The organism is Streptomyces sp. NPDC008092, from assembly GCF_042957285.1.
Taxonomy (GTDB): Bacteria; Actinomycetota; Actinomycetes; order Streptomycetales; family Streptomycetaceae; genus Streptomyces.
This window is the reverse complement of sequence record NZ_JBIBHY010000010.1, coordinates 44,469-59,664: the sequence shown is the minus strand read 5'-3', so window position 1 is coordinate 59,664 and position 15,196 is coordinate 44,469. Positions and strand designations below refer to the sequence as shown.

Sequence of the window (15,196 nt, the reverse complement as noted above, 5' to 3'; positions counted from 1 at the left end):
CCCCGCGCACGCCCACCCCGTACATCCCGGCCCCGTACATCCCGGCCCCGTACATCCCGGCCCCGTACATCCCGGCCCCGTACATCCCGGCCCCGTACATCCCGGCCCCTCACACCCCACCCCTCACACCCCCGACCCAGACGTTCCGCTGATCCGAAGGAGATCGACTCATGAATGCTGACAACCTTGTTCTCATCCCCGGTGCCGGCGGTGTAGGCCGCACGGTCTTCGAGTACCTGCGTGCCCAGGACGTGCCGGTGCGATTCATGGTCCGCCGCGAGGACGAGCGGGCGGCCGAGCTGCGGGCGCTCGGCGCGGAGGTCGTCCTCGGCGACCTGACCCGGCCCGAGACCGTGGCCGCCGCGCTCCAGGGGGTGACGCGGATGTACTTCGCCATGCGCGTGTCACCGGACCACCTGCTCGCGGCGACCGTGGTGGCCTCCGTCGCGAAGGAGTGCGGGACTCTGGAGGCCCTGGTCGACCTGTCGCAGATGACGGTGTCGCAGATGACCGCGACCAGTACCGAGGAGTCGCACCAGCAGCGGCTCCACTGGCTGGCGGAGCAGGTCTTCGACTGGTCCGGCCTGCCCGTGGTGCACATCCGGCCGACGGTGTTCCTGGACTCCCCGCTGTTCACGACGCTGGCGGCCCGGTCGATCCGGGAGAACGGCACGATCGCGCTGCCGTTCGGCACCGGCCACACCTCACCCGTCGCCGTCGACGACGTCGCCCGGGTCGTCGCCACCGTGCTCCGCGACCCGGCCCCGCACATCGGGCACGTCTACGAGCTGACCGGGCCGCGCTCGGTCGAGATGACCGAGCTGGCCGCGGAGTTCTCCCGCGCGCTGGGCCGCCCGGTGTCCTACACGGACGTGCCCCTGGAGAGGTGGGAGGTGCAGCTCCCGAAGCTGGGGATGCCGCCGCATCTCGCACAGCACATCGCCACCATGGCCCGGCTGCACCGGGACAACCGCTACGACCGCACGGCCGACGGCGTCGAGCGCGTGACGGGTACCCCCGCCCAGTCGGTCGAGGCGTTCGTGGCCGCACGCAGGGACTTCTACCTGGGCTGAACCGCGCTCGGCAGCCGGGGAGAGCACGTATCGGCGGCCCCACCTGTGCCTATACGATCACCGGCCATGAAGCGTTCGATGATCGCGCTGGTCGGCGCGGGAGCAATCACGCTCGCCGTGGGCGGGTACGCCGTCGGGGCGACGCGGGACGACGGCGGATCCGGGCGGTCCGCCGCCTGCGTGCAGGCCAAGAAGGAGTTCGGCGAACGGGCCGGCCGGCTCCGGGAGCAGAAAAAGCGGGAATTCCATGACGAGGACTACCTCAATTCCGTCAATTCGGACATGGAATCGGTGCAGGTGAAGATCCTCGTTCTGATCGTCGACGAGAACCCGACCTGCTTCGACGCCGGGACGCGGGCGACGGCGGCGTATCTGCGGCCACACCGCACCGAGGCCGAGGAGGACGCCGCCGCGTGTGAACTGACCGGTGTCCCCACCAAGGAATGCTCCATCGCTGCTGGCTGAAAAGGGCCCTCGCGTGTCACTCCGGCCGGCAGGGTCCGGCTGCCGGTACGGCCGGAGTGGTAGAGCAACGGGCATGCACTCATCCGACTGGCACCTGACCAACGACGTCGACGAATTCCTCGCCCGGGCCGGGGAGTTCCTGCGCTCGCGTCCCGGCCCGCACGTCATGCAGTCGACCTGGGCCGAGAGGGTGCGCAAACGGGGGGCCGAGGCCTTCGGCACCGGTCTTCCCCTCTTCGGGATGCTGGAGCGGGGCGGCGAGGTCCACGCCACCTGCTACCGCCTGCCGCCCCGTGGGTTCAGCCTCTCCCCGCTCACGCCCGAGCAGGCCGACTCCCTCGCCGACCGTCTGGCCGGCCTCGAAGACTCCGTTCCCTCCGTCAGCGCGGACCACGGCACGGCGACCGCTTTCGCCGAAGCCTGGCAGCGCCGCACCGGCGCGACGCCGAGACTCCGTGACACGCGGCTGCGCCTGTACCGCCTCGGCACGCTCACCCCACCGGACCCGATGCCGGCCGGCCGGGGCCGCGTCCTGGGCGAGCAGGACCTCGACGAGACCATGTCCTGGTGCGCCGGGTTCGCCGAGGCCGTCGGGGAGGACGTCGTCATCGACGCCGGCACCTGGCCCGGCACGCGCTTCGCCGACAAGACCTACACGCTCTGGGAGACCCCGGACGGCACTCCCGTCTCCGTCGCGGGCCGCAACCCGCTGATCGGCGGCCAGATCCAGGTGGACGTCGTCCACACCCCCTCCCACCTGCGCGGGCGCGGCTACGCGGCGGCCGTGACGGCGGAGGTGAGCCGGGCCGCACTGGCCGCGGGCGCGCGGGACGTCGTCCTGTTCGCGGACCTGTCCAACCCCACCAGCAACGCCCTCTACCAGCGCCTCGGATACGTCCGGTTGAGCGACTGGTCCGGGTACGACTTCTCGGCGGCCGGGCCGGCAACCGCCTGAGCCCTGCACGGGATCAGCCGGTGAGCCATTCGCTGATCCGCTTCTCCCACTGCCTGTCGTCCGTCGTCTCCATGAACTCGCGGCGGTTGACGAGCAGGTAGATGTCCCCCGGGGACGCGGCCGCGGTGGTGAGGATGAGGGGCTTGCCGGCGTTGAGGAGGCCGCCCAGGAAGCGGCCGTAGAGATCGGTGAAGCGGGTTTCGACCGCGGTGATGTCCGTGCGGGTCAGGACGAGGGAGCCGGTGTCCGACCAGTCCGTGAGGACGAGCCGGTCGGGGTGGAGGACGATCCGTCCGCGGCGCTGGAAGAGGGCCTTCTGGCTGACCAGTGCCGCGGCCTTGTCGGCCCCCTGCCTGCGGCTGAGTTCCTCGGCGGTGGCCGCGATGTAGTCGGCCTCGGCGAGCGGGGTCTCGGTGGTGTTCACGGGGTCCTCCGGTGGTGGTGATAGGTGGGGGTGAGGGATGGGGTGGTGAGGGATGGGGTGGTGACCGGCGGGTCAGGACACGGTCAGGGAGATGCGCTGGTGCAGGCGGTCCGAGGCGCTGCCGACGCTGAGGGTGAACGTCCCCGGTTCCACCACGGTGCGCAGCCCCTCGTCGACGAGGGTGAGGTCCCGCGCGGCCGTCACGGGGAACGACACCGTGACCCGCGCACCCGCCGCCACCCGCCTCCTGACCACGCCCCGCAGCCGGATGCGCGGCAGGGAGACGCTCGCCCGGTCGTCGGTGACATACAGCTGTACGACCTCGGTGCCGTCCCGCTCGCCCGTGTTCGTGATGTCGACGTGGAGGCGGGTCCGGCCGTCCCGGGCGATGTGCGTGTCGTCCAGCCGGATCCCGCTGTGCCGGAAGGTCGTGTAACCGAGGCCCGAACCGAACGTGTGCAGAGGTGTGGACGGCATGTCCGTGTAGGCACCGGCGTCGGCCCGGGCGTGCTTCTGGTCGTAGGTCAGGGGCAGCTGGCCGACGTCGCGGGGGAAGGTGACGGGCAGGCGGCCGGTCGGCTCGGTCTCCCCGAACAGCACCTCCGCCACCGCCCGGCCGCCCGCCTCGCCGGGCAGCCAGGCGACCAGCAGCGCCGGCAGGCGAGCCGTGGCCCACGGCAGGGCCAGGGCACGGCCGGTGACCACCACGGCCACGGTCGGGGTGCCGGTGGCGTGCACCTCTTCGAGCAGCCGCTGCTGTACGCCGGTCAGGGCGAGGGACGCGGTGTCCTTGAGTTCGCCGTCGGTGCGGTCCGGCGAGAAGTAGCCACCCTTGGTCTGCTCGCCCACGACCACCACCGCGACGTCCGCGTCCTTCGCCGCCGCACGTGCGGCGGCGAAGCCGGAGGTGTCCGTTCCGGTGACGTCGCAGCCGCGCTCGTACCGGACGCGGACCCGGTCACCGAGCAGGCGGGTCAACGCCGCACGGATCGAAGGGGTCTCGTGCAGCGCGGGGTAGGCGTTGTACTCGCCGAGGAGATTGAGCCCGTCGTCGGCGTCCGGGCCGATCAGCGCCACCGTACGGACCCGGTCGGCGGCCAGCGGCAGCAGCCCGCCCTCGTTCTTCAGCAGCACCGTCGACTCGCGTGCGGCGCGCAGCGCCAGGTCCCGGTGCGGTGCGCAGTTGACCACCCGTTCCGCCCGGTCGGCGTCGACGTACGGGTTCTCGAACAGGCCCAGCCGTTCCTTCAGGGCCAGGACGCGTCGTACGGCACGGTCGAGCAGCGCCTCGTCGACCCGGCCCTCCCGTACGGCCGCGGCCAGCTGGTCGAGGTAGATCTCGTCCCAGGCCAGGCTGATGTCGACCCCGGCGCGCAGCCCGAGCCCCGCCGCCTCCTGCGCCGTGCCCGCCACGTGTTCGCGGATCAGGCCGCGCAGGTCGTTGCCGATCACCACGCCGTCGAAACGGAGTTCGTCCCGCAGGAGGTCGGTGAGGTACCTGCGTGAACCGTGGACCACCAGCCCGTCGATGGTCTGCTCGCTCGCCTCGGTCATCAGCGCCCCGGCCTCCGTGAAGCCCACCCGCCACGGCTCCAGATGGGTCTGGCGGAAGGCGCGTTCACCGATCTCGATCGAACTGGTCTCCAGGCCGCCGACGTTGGGGGACTCCATGGGGAAGGTGACCAGGGAGGTGACCACCGACTCGTCGGACGTGAGGTCGTTGCCGGCGCCCTGCATGGCCGGCACCACCGCACCGACCATGGCGGCGGTCAGGTACGGGTCCTCGCTGAACGCCCAGATCCCCCGCCCGTAGCGCGGGTCGCGGTTCAGCTCCGCGGTGATGGTGCTCAGCGCGTGGATCCCCACCGCACGGGCCTCCCGGGCCACCGCCGCGTACACCTGGCCGATCAGTTCCGGGTCGAAGGTCGCGCCGAGCGCCAGTCCCTCCGGGAAGATCGTCGAGCCGGGGCCCACCGAACCGTGCGTGCCCTCGCTGATCTGCAGCAGCGGAATGCCGAGACCGGTGTCCCGCGCGAGGCGCTGCAGCCGGTTGTGCTGCTCGGCCTGTTCGCGCGGCGTGAGCGGGTGCGGTACCTCGACGGAACCGGACAGGGTCTGGTTGACCAGGCCGAAGAAACCGCCGCCCGGGCCCAGCCGCAGCTGCCCGGCCCCCGTGCCGACCACGGTCCGGCCGCGCACGTACGCCTCCCGGTGCTCCGCCGTGCCGGTCGGGTCCGTGGAGTCGCCGAGCAGCTCCTGCGGGAGGCAGACGGGCATGTTCAGCTGGGCGATCTTGTCGGCCGTCGTCATGCGGGCGAGCAGGGCTTCGACGCGCCGGGAGGCCGATCCGCCCGTCCGCCGGTACGACGCCTGCCGCGCCCCCGGAGCCGGAGCCGGGGCAGGGGCAGGGGCCGCGCCGGTTGTCACGGCGACGGCGGCGGCAGCGGAGGCAGCGGCGGCGCCCACCAGCGCTCGCCGGGAAATCTTCGCCTGATCCATACCGCCAGCATGGCGAGCCGGCCCCGCCCCGATCAGTTCCCGAAAGTCTGCGTCCGCACATCTTTCGTAGCTGCCCCGGCATCCCCAAGTCGTAGAACCCAAGTCGTAGAACCCAGGCCGCAGAACCCAAGCCGTAGAGGTCGGACAGCAGACTTCAGACCGCAGACTTCAGACCGCGGAGGTCAGATCTCGTAGTCCTCCGCCAGCTCCTCCCAGGCCACCTCCCGCAGCCCCTGGTCCGCGTCGTGGCCGGACGGTGGCTGGGGTGTGGCCTGGAACCAGACGACCGCGAGGGACGAGCCGTGCAGGACCGGGTCGACGTCCTGGGCGACGGGTGCGGAATCGAACAGGCCGATGCAGGCGACCGGCGGGAGGAACTCCGCCGGGCCGAACGGGCCGGCGTGGCGGGCGCGGCCGTCGTCGGGGTGTTCGCGCGGCGGCGGGACCAGATGGGTCGGGGTGCGGGGGTACTCGGCGGCGGCCGCGGCCAACAGCCTGCTGACCCGGCGGTCGTTGAGCGCCTGGTGCGGATAGCCCTCCAGCAGCCCTTCGTACGTCGACGAGAGCCGGAGGCGGGAGAGGCCGACCAGGCGGCCGGAGGCGAGGACGACACGGGTCAGGGTCATGGTGGGCAGGTTAGGCGGGCGGGTGGTCGGGTGCGTTCGATTTTCAGGGCCGGCGGCCGGTCATGCGGGCCGCCGACGCGATCGTCGCGCGGGCCTCCTGTTCCGTCAGGCCCGTGTGGACCGCCGCGTCGATCAGCGGAGCCCGCAGGGCCCGGCCGATGCCGTTCTCGTAGGCGCGGCAGGCCGCCCAGAAGAGGCGGGTGTTGCGCTGGCCCTCGTGGGCGGAGAGGACGAACTGGACGAGGCCCTGGCCGCGGTTGCCGACCGAGGGGTGGGTCGCGGGGTGGGGCGGACGTGGCGGCGGGAGCAGGAGGCGGAGGAGGGACGGGGGACAGGGCGCGGGGACCAGGTGTTCGGTGCCGGGGGCGGTGGCGTAGACGCCGTGTTCGGTGCGGGAGCCGGGGCCCACCAGGTAGCCGCCGGCACCCCGGATGTCGATGCCGGGGGCGAGCCGGCCGGCCGAGTTGGGGACGACGGCGTCCGGCGGTCCGGTCAGCCAGAGGTGGCGGCCGCCGCTCGGGGTGAGGACGACGACCGTGGGCGGGATGGTGAACAGGTGCCGCAGGGCCAGTTCGCGCAGGGCGGCCGTGGCGTCCGTGCTGCTCTTCACGTCGAGGTCGACGCCGATGAGGTGGTGCGGGGGCAGCCCGCAGGCGATGCCGTAGCCGGTCGCCCAGGGTGCCGCGGCGAACAGTTCGCGGATGCGGGACGGGTCGGTGGTGGCGTCGTACACCCCGTGGCCGGGGCGGCCGCACTCGCCGTGGCAGGGCGGCAGCGCGGGGTCGGGGTCGGGGGCGTGGCGGTGCGGGGAGCGCAGGGCCGGGAGCTTCGTGCGGGACAGGGGGATGACGGCCAGGCCGCGCTCGGCGGCTGACAGGGCGTGTGCGAGGGCCAGCGTCGTGGCCTGCCGATCGGTGGTGGCCATGGATCCATGTTCGTACGTGCGTTCGAAAAAGGGAAGGGGGCGCCGGTGTGACACGCCGAGGGCGGCGGCTCGGCCGCGGGCCGGGGCCGGAACGGTTTTTCCCTTGGGGTGCCTGATGGGTGCTGATGTCCGGAGTAGTCGTGACTGGGGTGGGAGTCGACCAAAGATGGTGAAAGGGGTTTATCGACTTGTCATCACGCTTGAGGGCGAATAACCGCTTCCGGGGTGGTTCGCCGGGGATTCGGTGGGCAACTCTGGTCTCGCGACGTCGAAGACACCCACCGAGGCGGTCGGCCAACTGCCCCGGAAAAAGCCTTACTTGACGTACTTCCGGCACAGCCGGGCTCTGAGAGGAAACAACATGGCAAGCATCCGTACCGCCCGCGTTCTCGCCGCCGTCTCCGCCCTTCCGCTCGCCGCCGCCCTCTTCACCGGTGTCGCGGCCGCGGACAACGGTGCGATCGCGGACAACGGATCGAGCGCCAACGTCGGCACGGCCGGCATCATCGGCAGCGGGGTCGGTCACGACAACAACGGCAACTCCTCCACCACCCAGCAGAACGCGGTGGGCAACGGCGCCTCGAACCAGAGCAACACCGCTCAGGTCAACGGCTCCGCGTGGACCGCGATCCAGCAGGGCAACGACAACGTCGCCGTCCACTTCACCCAGCTGTGGTAAGCCCCGCCTGAGCCCTGGTGGGGCGTGGTCTGTGGGGATGGGCAGTGCGTCCGCGCGGCGGTGCTTCGGCACCGCCGCGCAGGCGTTTTCCGGCCCCGGTGCCACCCCGTTCGACCTTGACAGTGAGCCGTATCTGACGGACAGTCAGAAACCATGCATCTGGCTCCCACCGAACGCCAGCAGCGGCTCCGTGCCGAACTCCGCGCCTACTTCCGGGCCTTGATCCCGTCCGCCGCCCCCGGGGACCCCGCCGAACGCCGTGCCCTGCTGCGCCGCATCGGCGCGGACGGCCTGCTCGGCCTCGGCTGGCCCGTCGAGTACGGCGGCCAAGGGCGGGGCGCCGACGAACAGTTCGTGTTCTTCGACGAGGCGTACCGGGCCGGCGCCCCCGTCTCGATGGTCACCCTGAACACGGTCGGGCCGACGCTGATGAAGTACGGCAGCGCGGAGCAGAAGACCCGCTTCCTGCCCGGCATCCTCCGCGGCGACCTCGTCTTCGCCATCGGCTACAGCGAGCCTTCCGCCGGCACCGACCTGGCCGCGCTGCGCACCCGGGCGGTACCGGACGGCGACGGCTGGCGGATCGACGGGCAGAAGGTCTTCACCTCGGGCGCCCAGCACGCCGACTGGATCTGGCTCGCCTGCCGCACCGACCCCGAGGCGCCCAGGCACCGCGGCATCTCGATCCTGCTGGTCCCCACGGACGCGCCCGGGTTCTCCTGGACGCCGATCGAGACGGTGGGCGGGCAGGTCACGACGGCGACGTACTACGACGGCGTCCACGTGCCCGCCGGGAACCTGGTCGGCGCCGAGCACGACGGCTGGTCGCTCATCACCAACCAGCTCAACCACGAGCGGGTCGCCCTCGCCGCGACCGGCATGCAGGCCGAGGACTTCTACGCGGCCGCGCTCACCGCCGCCCGCACCCCCGATCCGGTGACCGGGCGGCGCCGCGTTGACGAGCCGTGGATTCGTTTCCGGCTGGCCGAAGCGCATGCCCGGCTGGCGGCGAACCGCCTGCTCAGCTGGCGTCTGGTGGGGGACGCGGGGGCGGGCCGGGTGGCCCCCGCAGAGGCCAGCGGCGTGAAGTTCGCGGGAACGGAATCGGCAGTCGCGACGTATCGCATGTGTCAGGAGATCGTCGGCGAGGCGGCATTGGTCCGGTCCGGCTCGCCGGGGGCGTTCGGGGACGGCGAGCTGGAGCGGCTCAACAGGGCGGCGCAGATCAACACGTTCGGGGGCGGGGTGAGCGAGGTGCAGCGGGAGATCGTCGCGACCATGCGGCTCGGGATGCGGAGGGGTGGTGGCCGTGACCGGGGCGGGCGATGAGCTGGGAGCCCGGCTCAAGGCGTACGAGGGGCAGCCGGCCGCCGTCTCCGGGGTGGGCAAGGACCCGGTCAACCAGCCCATGATCCGGCACTGGTGCGAAGCGATGGGCGACACCTCCCCGGCGTACGAGGGGCCGGACGCCGTCGCCCCGCCCACCATGCTCCAGGCCTGGACGATGGGCGGCCTGTCGGGCCACACGGGCCGCACCGGCGCGTACGACGAGCTGCTCACCCTCCTGGAGGAGGCGGGCTGCACGGCGATCGTCGCCACCGACTGCGAGCAGGAGTACCTGAGGCCGCTGTGGCCGGGCGACGAGGTGGTGTTCGACACGGTGATCGAGTCGGTGTCGGAGCGGAAGACGACGAAACTGGGCACGGGCCACTTCGTCACGACCCGCACGGACGTCCGCGTCGGCCGCGAACTCGTCGGCACCCACCGCTTCCGCGTCCTCAAGTACGCGCCCGGCGGCCGGAAACGCAAGCCGCCGCGCCCCCGCCCGGTGATCAACCGGGACAACGCCGGCTTCTGGGAGGGCGTGGCCGAGGAGCGGCTCCTCGTCCAGCGGTGCGCGGACTGCGGCACCCCGCGCCACCCCTGGCTGCCGGGCTGCAACGCCTGCGGCTCGCTCGACTGGGACACGGTCGAGTCGTCCGGCGAGGGCACCGTCTGCTCGTACGTCGTGATGCACCACCCGCCCTTCCCGGCCTTCGACCCCCCGTACGCGGTCGGTCTCGTCGAGCTCGCCGAGGGCGTGCGGATGGTGAGCAACGTGGTGGGGGTGCCGTACGACAAGGTGCGGATCGGGCTGCCGGTACGGGTGGAGTTCCGCCGGTACGACGACGACGGCGGGGCACTGACCCTGCCCGTCTTCCGGGTCGTCGACGGGCTCGACGGGCTCGACGGGCTCGGCGTTCCCGGTGCTCCCGGCGCTTCCGGCGGGGAGGCCTGACATGGACTTCACGCCCACCGAGGCGCAGGCCGAGGCACGTGACCTGGCCGCCGGGATCTTCGCCGACCTCGCCACCCACGAGCGGCTGCGGGCGGCCGGCACCGGCAGCGACCCGGAGCTGTGGAAGGCGCTGTGCGGGGCGGGACTGGTGGCCGCGGTCGAGGAGCTGGGCCTGCTGGGCCTCGTCCTCCTCCTGGAGGAACAGGGGCGCACCACGGCCCAGGTGCCCTATGCGGCGAGCTGTGTGTACGGGCGGCTGGCGATCGCCGCGCACGGCACGGACGAGCAGCGGGAGCGGCTGCTGCCGGGGATCGGGGACGGGTCGGTGGTGGTGGCCGGGGCGTTCCCCGCCCAGCAGGGGGTACGGTCCGGTGCGCGGGGCGGGCTGAGCGGCACCGTCCCCGTCGTCCCGTGGCTGCGGGACGCCACCCATGTCCTGGTCGCGGACGCCGGCCGGCGGCTGTGGCTGGTGCCGCTCGGCGAGGGCACCGGCACCGGCACCGAGGAGGTCGAGCTGACCGCGCCCTGGTCGGCGGGGCGGCTCACGCTCGACGAGGCCCCCGCCGAGACCCTGGGCGGCGCGGACGCCTGCTCCGACGTCCTGGCCACCGCCCGTACCGCCTTCGCCGGTCTCCAGGCGGGCGTCTGCGCGGGCTCCCTCGCCCGGGCCGTGGCCCACACCAACACCCGCGAGCAGTTCGGGCGCCCGCTCGCCACCCGGCAGGGCGTCCAGCTCCGCGCCGCCGACGCCCACATGGACACCGAGGCGATACGGGTGACGGCGTACGAGGCGGCCTGGCGGCGGGACGCCGGACTGCCGTACGCCACGCACGCGCTGACCGCGGCCTGGTGGGCGTCCGAGGCCGGGCAGCGGGTCGTGCACACGGGCCAGCACCTGCACGGCGGTGCGGGCGCCGACGTCGGCCATCCCGTGCACCGGCACTTCCTGTGGGGCCGGCAGCTGGACGCGTATCTGGGCAGCGGGGGCGAAGTGCTCCAGGAACTGGGGGAGTTGATCGCGCATGGCGACTGAGACGAGATGGCCGGCCGTGGGCGCCGCCCTGCCGCCGCTGGAGATCCCGATCACGCGGACGCTGATCGTGGCGGGGGCGATCGCGTCCCGGGACTACCAGGACGTGCACCACGACGCCGAACTGGCCCGGCGGAAGGGCTCCCCGGACATCTTCATGAACATCCTGACGACGAATGGCCTGGTCGGCCGGTACATCACCGACTGCTTCGGCCCGACGGCCGTGCTCCGCAAGGTCGCCATCCGCCTCGGCGCGCCCAACTACCCGGGGGACACGATGGTGCTGACCGGCCGGATCGAGGAGCTGGACGACGTGACGGGGACGGCGACGGTCCGGGTGGTCGGCGCCAACGGCATCGGCAACCACGTGACCGGCACGGTGACCGTCACCTTCACCGAGGCCACGGTGACCGTCACCCTCACCGACGAGGGGGCCTCGTGAGCGTGCGGGGGCGGGACTCGCTCGGCGGGCGGGCGGCGGTCGTCGGCATCGGGGCCACCGAGTTCTCCAAGGACTCGGGGCGCAGCGAGCTGCGGCTGGCGGTGGAGGCGGTGCGGGCCGCGCTGGACGACGCGGGGCTGTCCCCGGCGGACGTGGACGGAATGGTGACGTTCACGATGGACACCAGCCCGGAGATCACCGTGGCGCAGGCCTGCGGGATCGGCGAGCTGTCCTTCTTCTCCCGCGTCCACTACGGCGGCGGCGCGGCCTGCGCGACCGTCCAGCAGGCGGCGCTGGCGATCGCCGCCGGGGTCGCCGAGGTAGTGGTCTGCTACCGCGCCTTCAACGAGAGATCGGGCCGCCGCTTCGGCTCGGGCGTGCAGCACCGGGAGCCGTCGGCGGAGGGGGCGGCGCTCGGCTGGGTGCTGCCGTTCGGGCTGCTCACCCCGGCGTCCTGGGTGGCGATGGCGGCGCAGCGCTACCTGCACGACCACGGGCTGACCCCGGAGGCGTTCGGGCACGTGGCGGTGACGGACCGGAGATACGCGGCGACCAACCCGGCCGCCTACTTCCACGGCCGCCCCATCACCCTCGCGGACCACGCGGCCTCCCGCTGGATCGTCGAGCCGCTCCGTCTCCTGGACTGCTGCCAGGAGACCGACGGCGGACAGGCCCTCGTCGTCACGTCGGTGGAGCGGGCGCGCGACCTGCCGCATCCCCCGGCCGTGATCGCGGCGGCCGCGCAGGGGGCCGGCCGGGCCCAGGAGCAGATGACCAGCTTCTACCGGGACGACCTCGCTGGGCTGCCGGAGATGGGCGTGGTGGCCCGCCAGCTGTGGCGCACCAGCGGACTCGCCCCGGCCGACATCGACGTGGGCATCCTGTACGACCACTTCACCCCGTTCGTGCTGATGCAGCTGGAGGAGTTCGGGTTCTGCGGGCGGGGGGAGGCGGCGGACTTCGTGGCCGAGGCGCGGCTGCCGCTGAACACGCACGGGGGCCAGCTCGGGGAGGCGTACCTGCACGGGATGAACGGGGTGGCGGAGGGGGTGCGCCAGCTGCGCGGCACGGCCGCGAACCCGATACCGGGGGCGGGCCGGGTCCTGGTGACGGCCGGCACCGGCGTACCGACGTCCGGGCTGGTCCTGACCTCGGACGGCTGAGGCCGCCGCCGGTCCGGCCGCCTCGTGCCGGTGCGGCCGCGGTCCCTGCCGTACTCCTCCCTCAGGGGTAAACCCGCAGGAGTTCCGCACCCGTACTCCACCTTCAGGAGGTGGAGGCAGCACCACCCCTACAACCTGAGGGGGACTCTGCTTCGGGACCTGCGGCCGATCCGCGGTGACGTCGCTCGCTCATAGCGTGGAGCCATGACCACACCCGTCTGCACCAGCGCTTCGGACGCCGCCGCTGTCTCGGCGCGGCAGACCCGCCCGTACGCCCGCCCCTCCTACCCGTCGTTCGCGTCGTACGTCAGGGCCCGCCAGCCCGTGCTGCTGCGCACCGCCCGGTCGCTGACCGCGAACCCGAGCGACGCCGAGGACCTGCTCCAGACCGCGCTCGCGAAGACGTACGTGGCCTGGGAGCGGATCGAGGACCACCGGGCCCTCGACGGCTATGTGCGCCGGGCGCTGCTCAACACGCGGACCTCGCAGTGGCGCAAGCGCCGGGTCGACGAGTTCGTCTGCGACGAGATGCCCGAGCCCGAGCCGGTGCCCGGCGAGGACGACCCGGCCGAACGGCAGGCGCTGCACGACGCGATGTGGCGGGCGATCATGAAACTCCCGGCGCGGCAGCGGGCGATGGTGGTGCTGCGGTACTACGAGGACCTGAGCGAGGTGCAGACGGCCGAGGTGCTCGGGGTCTCGGTGGGCACGGTGAAGTCGGCCGTGTCGCGTGCGCTCGGCAAGCTGCGCGAGGACCCCGAGCTGGACGTCGCCCGATAGCGGCCTGACCGGTGGGGCGTCCGGCGGGACGTCCGGGGTGTTCGAAGCGTCCGAACAGGCTTTGTTGGCTTTCTCCTAGTGACATACCGCCCGGTATGTGAGCAGAATCAGCGCAGCCCCTTCACCACCGAGTTGGCAATGTCGCCCCCGGGAGGACGCCGTGCTGAGCACCATGCAGGACGTACCGCTGCTGATCTCGAGGATCCTGACCCACGGGTCGAGGGTTCACGGCGGATCACAGGTGATCACCTGGACCGGCGAGGGCGAGCCGCACCGCCGCAGCTTCGCCGAGATCGGTGACCGCGCCGCCCAGTTGGCGCACGCCCTGCGGGACGACCTCGGGGTCCGGGGCGACGACCGTGTGGCCACCCTGATGTGGAACAACGCGGAGCACACCGAGGCGTACTTCGCGATCCCCTCCATGGGCGCGGTCCTGCACACCCTCAACCTCCGGCTGCCCGCCGAGCAGTTGGTCTGGATCGTCAACCACGCTGCGGACAAGGTCGTCCTCGTCAACGGCTCGCTGATCCCGATGATCGCGCCCCTGCTGTCCAGGCTGCCGACCGTCGAGCACATCGTGGTCTCCGGTCCGGGCGACCGCTCCCTCCTCGCAGGCGCCACCGCGGCCGTCCACGAGTACGAGGAGCTCATCGCCGGCAAGCCGACGACATACGACTGGCCGGAGCTGGACGAGCGCCGGGCCGCCGCCATGTGCTACACCTCCGGCACCACCGGCGACCCCAAGGGCGTGGTGTACAGCCACCGTTCGATCTACCTGCACTCCATGCAGGTCAACATGGCCCAGTCGATGGGCCTGACCGACCAGGACATCTCCCTGGTCGTCGTGCCGCAGTTCCACGTCAACGCCTGGGGCCTGCCGCACGCCACCTTCATGACCGGCGTCAACCTGCTGATGCCGGACCGCTTCCTCCAGCCCGGCCCGCTCGCCGAGATGATCGAGCGCGAGCGCCCCACGCACGCCGCCGCGGTCCCCACCATCTGGCAGGGCCTGCTCGGCGAGCTCACTGCCCGCCCCCGGGACGTCTCCTCCCTCACCCAGGTCACCATCGGCGGCGCCGCCTGCCCGCCCTCCCTCATGACCGCCTTCGACAGGCTGGGCATGCGGGTCTGCCACGCCTGGGGCATGACCGAGACCTCCCCGCTCGGCACCATCGCCCGCCCGCCGGCCCACGCGGTCGGCACGGCGGAGGAGTTCGCGTACCGCCTCACGCAGGGCCGCTTCCCCGCGTCCGTCGAGGCCCGGCTCAGCGGCCCCGGCGGCGAACGCCTCCCCTGGGACGGCGAGTCGGCGGGCGAACTGGAGGTGCGCGGCCCCTGGATCGCGGGCGCCTACTACAACGGCCCCGACGCCGAACCCCTGCGTCCCGAGGACAAGTTCAGCGAGGACGGCTGGCTGAAGACCGGTGACGTCGGCACCATCTCCGCCGACGGCTTCCTCACCCTCACCGACCGGGCGAAGGACGTCATCAAGTCCGGCGGCGAGTGGATCTCCTCGGTGGAACTGGAGAACGCGCTGATGTCCCACCCGGACGTCGCCGAGGCCGCGGTGGTGGCCGTGCCCGACGAGAAGTGGGGCGAGCGCCCGCTGGCCACGGTCGTCCTGCGGGAGGGCTCCACGGCCACCTTCGAGGCCCTGCGCGTCTTCCTCGCCGAGGAGGGCAAGATCGCCAAGTGGCAGCTCCCCGAGCGCTGGACGGTGATCGAGTCGGTGCCGAAGACGAGCGTGGGCAAGTTCGACAAGAAGGTGCTCAGGAGGCGCTACGCCGAGGGCGACCTGGACGTCACCAGCCTGTGAACGCCGTGGTGTGAGCGCCCCTGAAAGGGGCGCGGGGCGGC

General features: G+C 72.4%; 15 protein-coding genes. 11 read left to right on the top strand and 4 right to left on the bottom strand.

The features are described 5' to 3' along the window. Positions 1 to 170 precede the first annotated feature (170 nt). The 3 genes from ACFZB3_RS30170 (at position 171) to ACFZB3_RS30160 (ending at position 2,493) form a co-directional block, all read left to right on the top strand. A complete protein-coding gene (locus tag ACFZB3_RS30170; RefSeq protein ID WP_391380771.1) occupies positions 171 to 1,073 on the top strand; it encodes an NAD(P)H-binding protein in 903 nt (300 codons plus the stop codon). Between the two features lie 66 nt (positions 1,074 to 1,139). Then, on the top strand, positions 1,140 to 1,538 hold the full coding sequence (locus ACFZB3_RS30165) for a hypothetical protein (protein ID WP_391380769.1): 399 nt from the start codon (positions 1,140 to 1,142) through the stop codon (positions 1,536 to 1,538). A 73-nt stretch (positions 1,539 to 1,611) separates the two neighbouring features. After that, complete coding sequence (locus tag ACFZB3_RS30160) at positions 1,612 to 2,493, top strand: GNAT family N-acetyltransferase (protein ID WP_391380767.1); 882 nt, start codon at positions 1,612 to 1,614, stop codon at positions 2,491 to 2,493. Between the two features lie 13 nt (positions 2,494 to 2,506). On the opposite strand, the gene ACFZB3_RS30155 is transcribed toward ACFZB3_RS30160, so the two are convergent. From ACFZB3_RS30155 to ACFZB3_RS30140, 4 genes are all read right to left on the bottom strand, one after another. After that, positions 2,507 to 2,917 (bottom strand): hypothetical protein, encoded by a 411-nt coding sequence (locus ACFZB3_RS30155; protein WP_391380765.1) that lies wholly within the window; start codon positions 2,915 to 2,917, stop codon positions 2,507 to 2,509. 72 nt (positions 2,918 to 2,989) lie between these two features. After that, on the bottom strand, positions 2,990 to 5,416 hold the full coding sequence (locus ACFZB3_RS30150; protein WP_391380762.1) for a glycoside hydrolase family 3 C-terminal domain-containing protein: 2,427 nt from the start codon (positions 5,414 to 5,416) through the stop codon (positions 2,990 to 2,992). Positions 5,417 to 5,598: 182 nt separating this feature from the next. After that, positions 5,599 to 6,042, bottom strand: a complete 444-nt coding sequence (locus ACFZB3_RS30145; RefSeq protein WP_391380760.1) for a hypothetical protein — start codon at positions 6,040 to 6,042, stop codon at positions 5,599 to 5,601. Positions 6,043 to 6,085: 43 nt separating this feature from the next. Continuing rightward, positions 6,086 to 6,967, bottom strand: a complete 882-nt coding sequence (locus ACFZB3_RS30140) for a bifunctional DNA primase/polymerase (RefSeq protein ID WP_391380756.1) — start codon at positions 6,965 to 6,967, stop codon at positions 6,086 to 6,088. A 361-nt stretch (positions 6,968 to 7,328) separates the two neighbouring features. Here ACFZB3_RS30140 and ACFZB3_RS30135 point away from each other — a divergent pair, with 361 nt between their 5' ends. The 8 genes from ACFZB3_RS30135 (at position 7,329) to ACFZB3_RS30100 (ending at position 15,155) form a co-directional block, all read left to right on the top strand. Further along, a complete protein-coding gene (locus ACFZB3_RS30135) occupies positions 7,329 to 7,646 on the top strand; it encodes a hypothetical protein (protein WP_391380754.1) in 318 nt (105 codons plus the stop codon). Between the two features lie 153 nt (positions 7,647 to 7,799). After that, positions 7,800 to 8,975 (top strand): acyl-CoA dehydrogenase family protein, encoded by a 1,176-nt coding sequence (locus ACFZB3_RS30130; protein WP_391380752.1) that lies wholly within the window; start codon positions 7,800 to 7,802, stop codon positions 8,973 to 8,975. Beyond that, positions 8,950 to 9,924 (top strand): OB-fold domain-containing protein, encoded by a 975-nt coding sequence (locus ACFZB3_RS30125; protein ID WP_391380750.1) that lies wholly within the window; start codon positions 8,950 to 8,952, stop codon positions 9,922 to 9,924. The genes ACFZB3_RS30130 and ACFZB3_RS30125 overlap by 26 nt, the downstream gene beginning before the upstream one ends. A 1-nt stretch (position 9,925) precedes the next feature. Next, positions 9,926 to 10,957, top strand: a complete 1,032-nt coding sequence (locus tag ACFZB3_RS30120) for an acyl-CoA dehydrogenase family protein (RefSeq protein WP_391380747.1) — start codon at positions 9,926 to 9,928, stop codon at positions 10,955 to 10,957. After that, a complete protein-coding gene (locus ACFZB3_RS30115) occupies positions 10,947 to 11,396 on the top strand; it encodes a MaoC family dehydratase (protein ID WP_391380745.1) in 450 nt (149 codons plus the stop codon). Before ACFZB3_RS30120 ends, ACFZB3_RS30115 begins: the two co-directional genes overlap by 11 nt. After that, on the top strand, positions 11,393 to 12,559 hold the full coding sequence (locus ACFZB3_RS30110) for a lipid-transfer protein (protein ID WP_391380743.1): 1,167 nt from the start codon (positions 11,393 to 11,395) through the stop codon (positions 12,557 to 12,559). The genes ACFZB3_RS30115 and ACFZB3_RS30110 overlap by 4 nt, the downstream gene beginning before the upstream one ends. Positions 12,560 to 12,763: 204 nt before the next feature. Beyond that, on the top strand, positions 12,764 to 13,339 hold the full coding sequence (locus ACFZB3_RS30105) for a SigE family RNA polymerase sigma factor (protein WP_391380741.1): 576 nt from the start codon (positions 12,764 to 12,766) through the stop codon (positions 13,337 to 13,339). Positions 13,340 to 13,511: 172 nt separating this feature from the next. Then, positions 13,512 to 15,155: a long-chain-fatty-acid--CoA ligase gene (locus ACFZB3_RS30100; RefSeq protein WP_391381438.1), complete on the top strand. Its 1,644-nt coding sequence runs from the start codon at positions 13,512 to 13,514 to the stop codon at positions 15,153 to 15,155. Positions 15,156 to 15,196 lie beyond the last annotated feature (41 nt).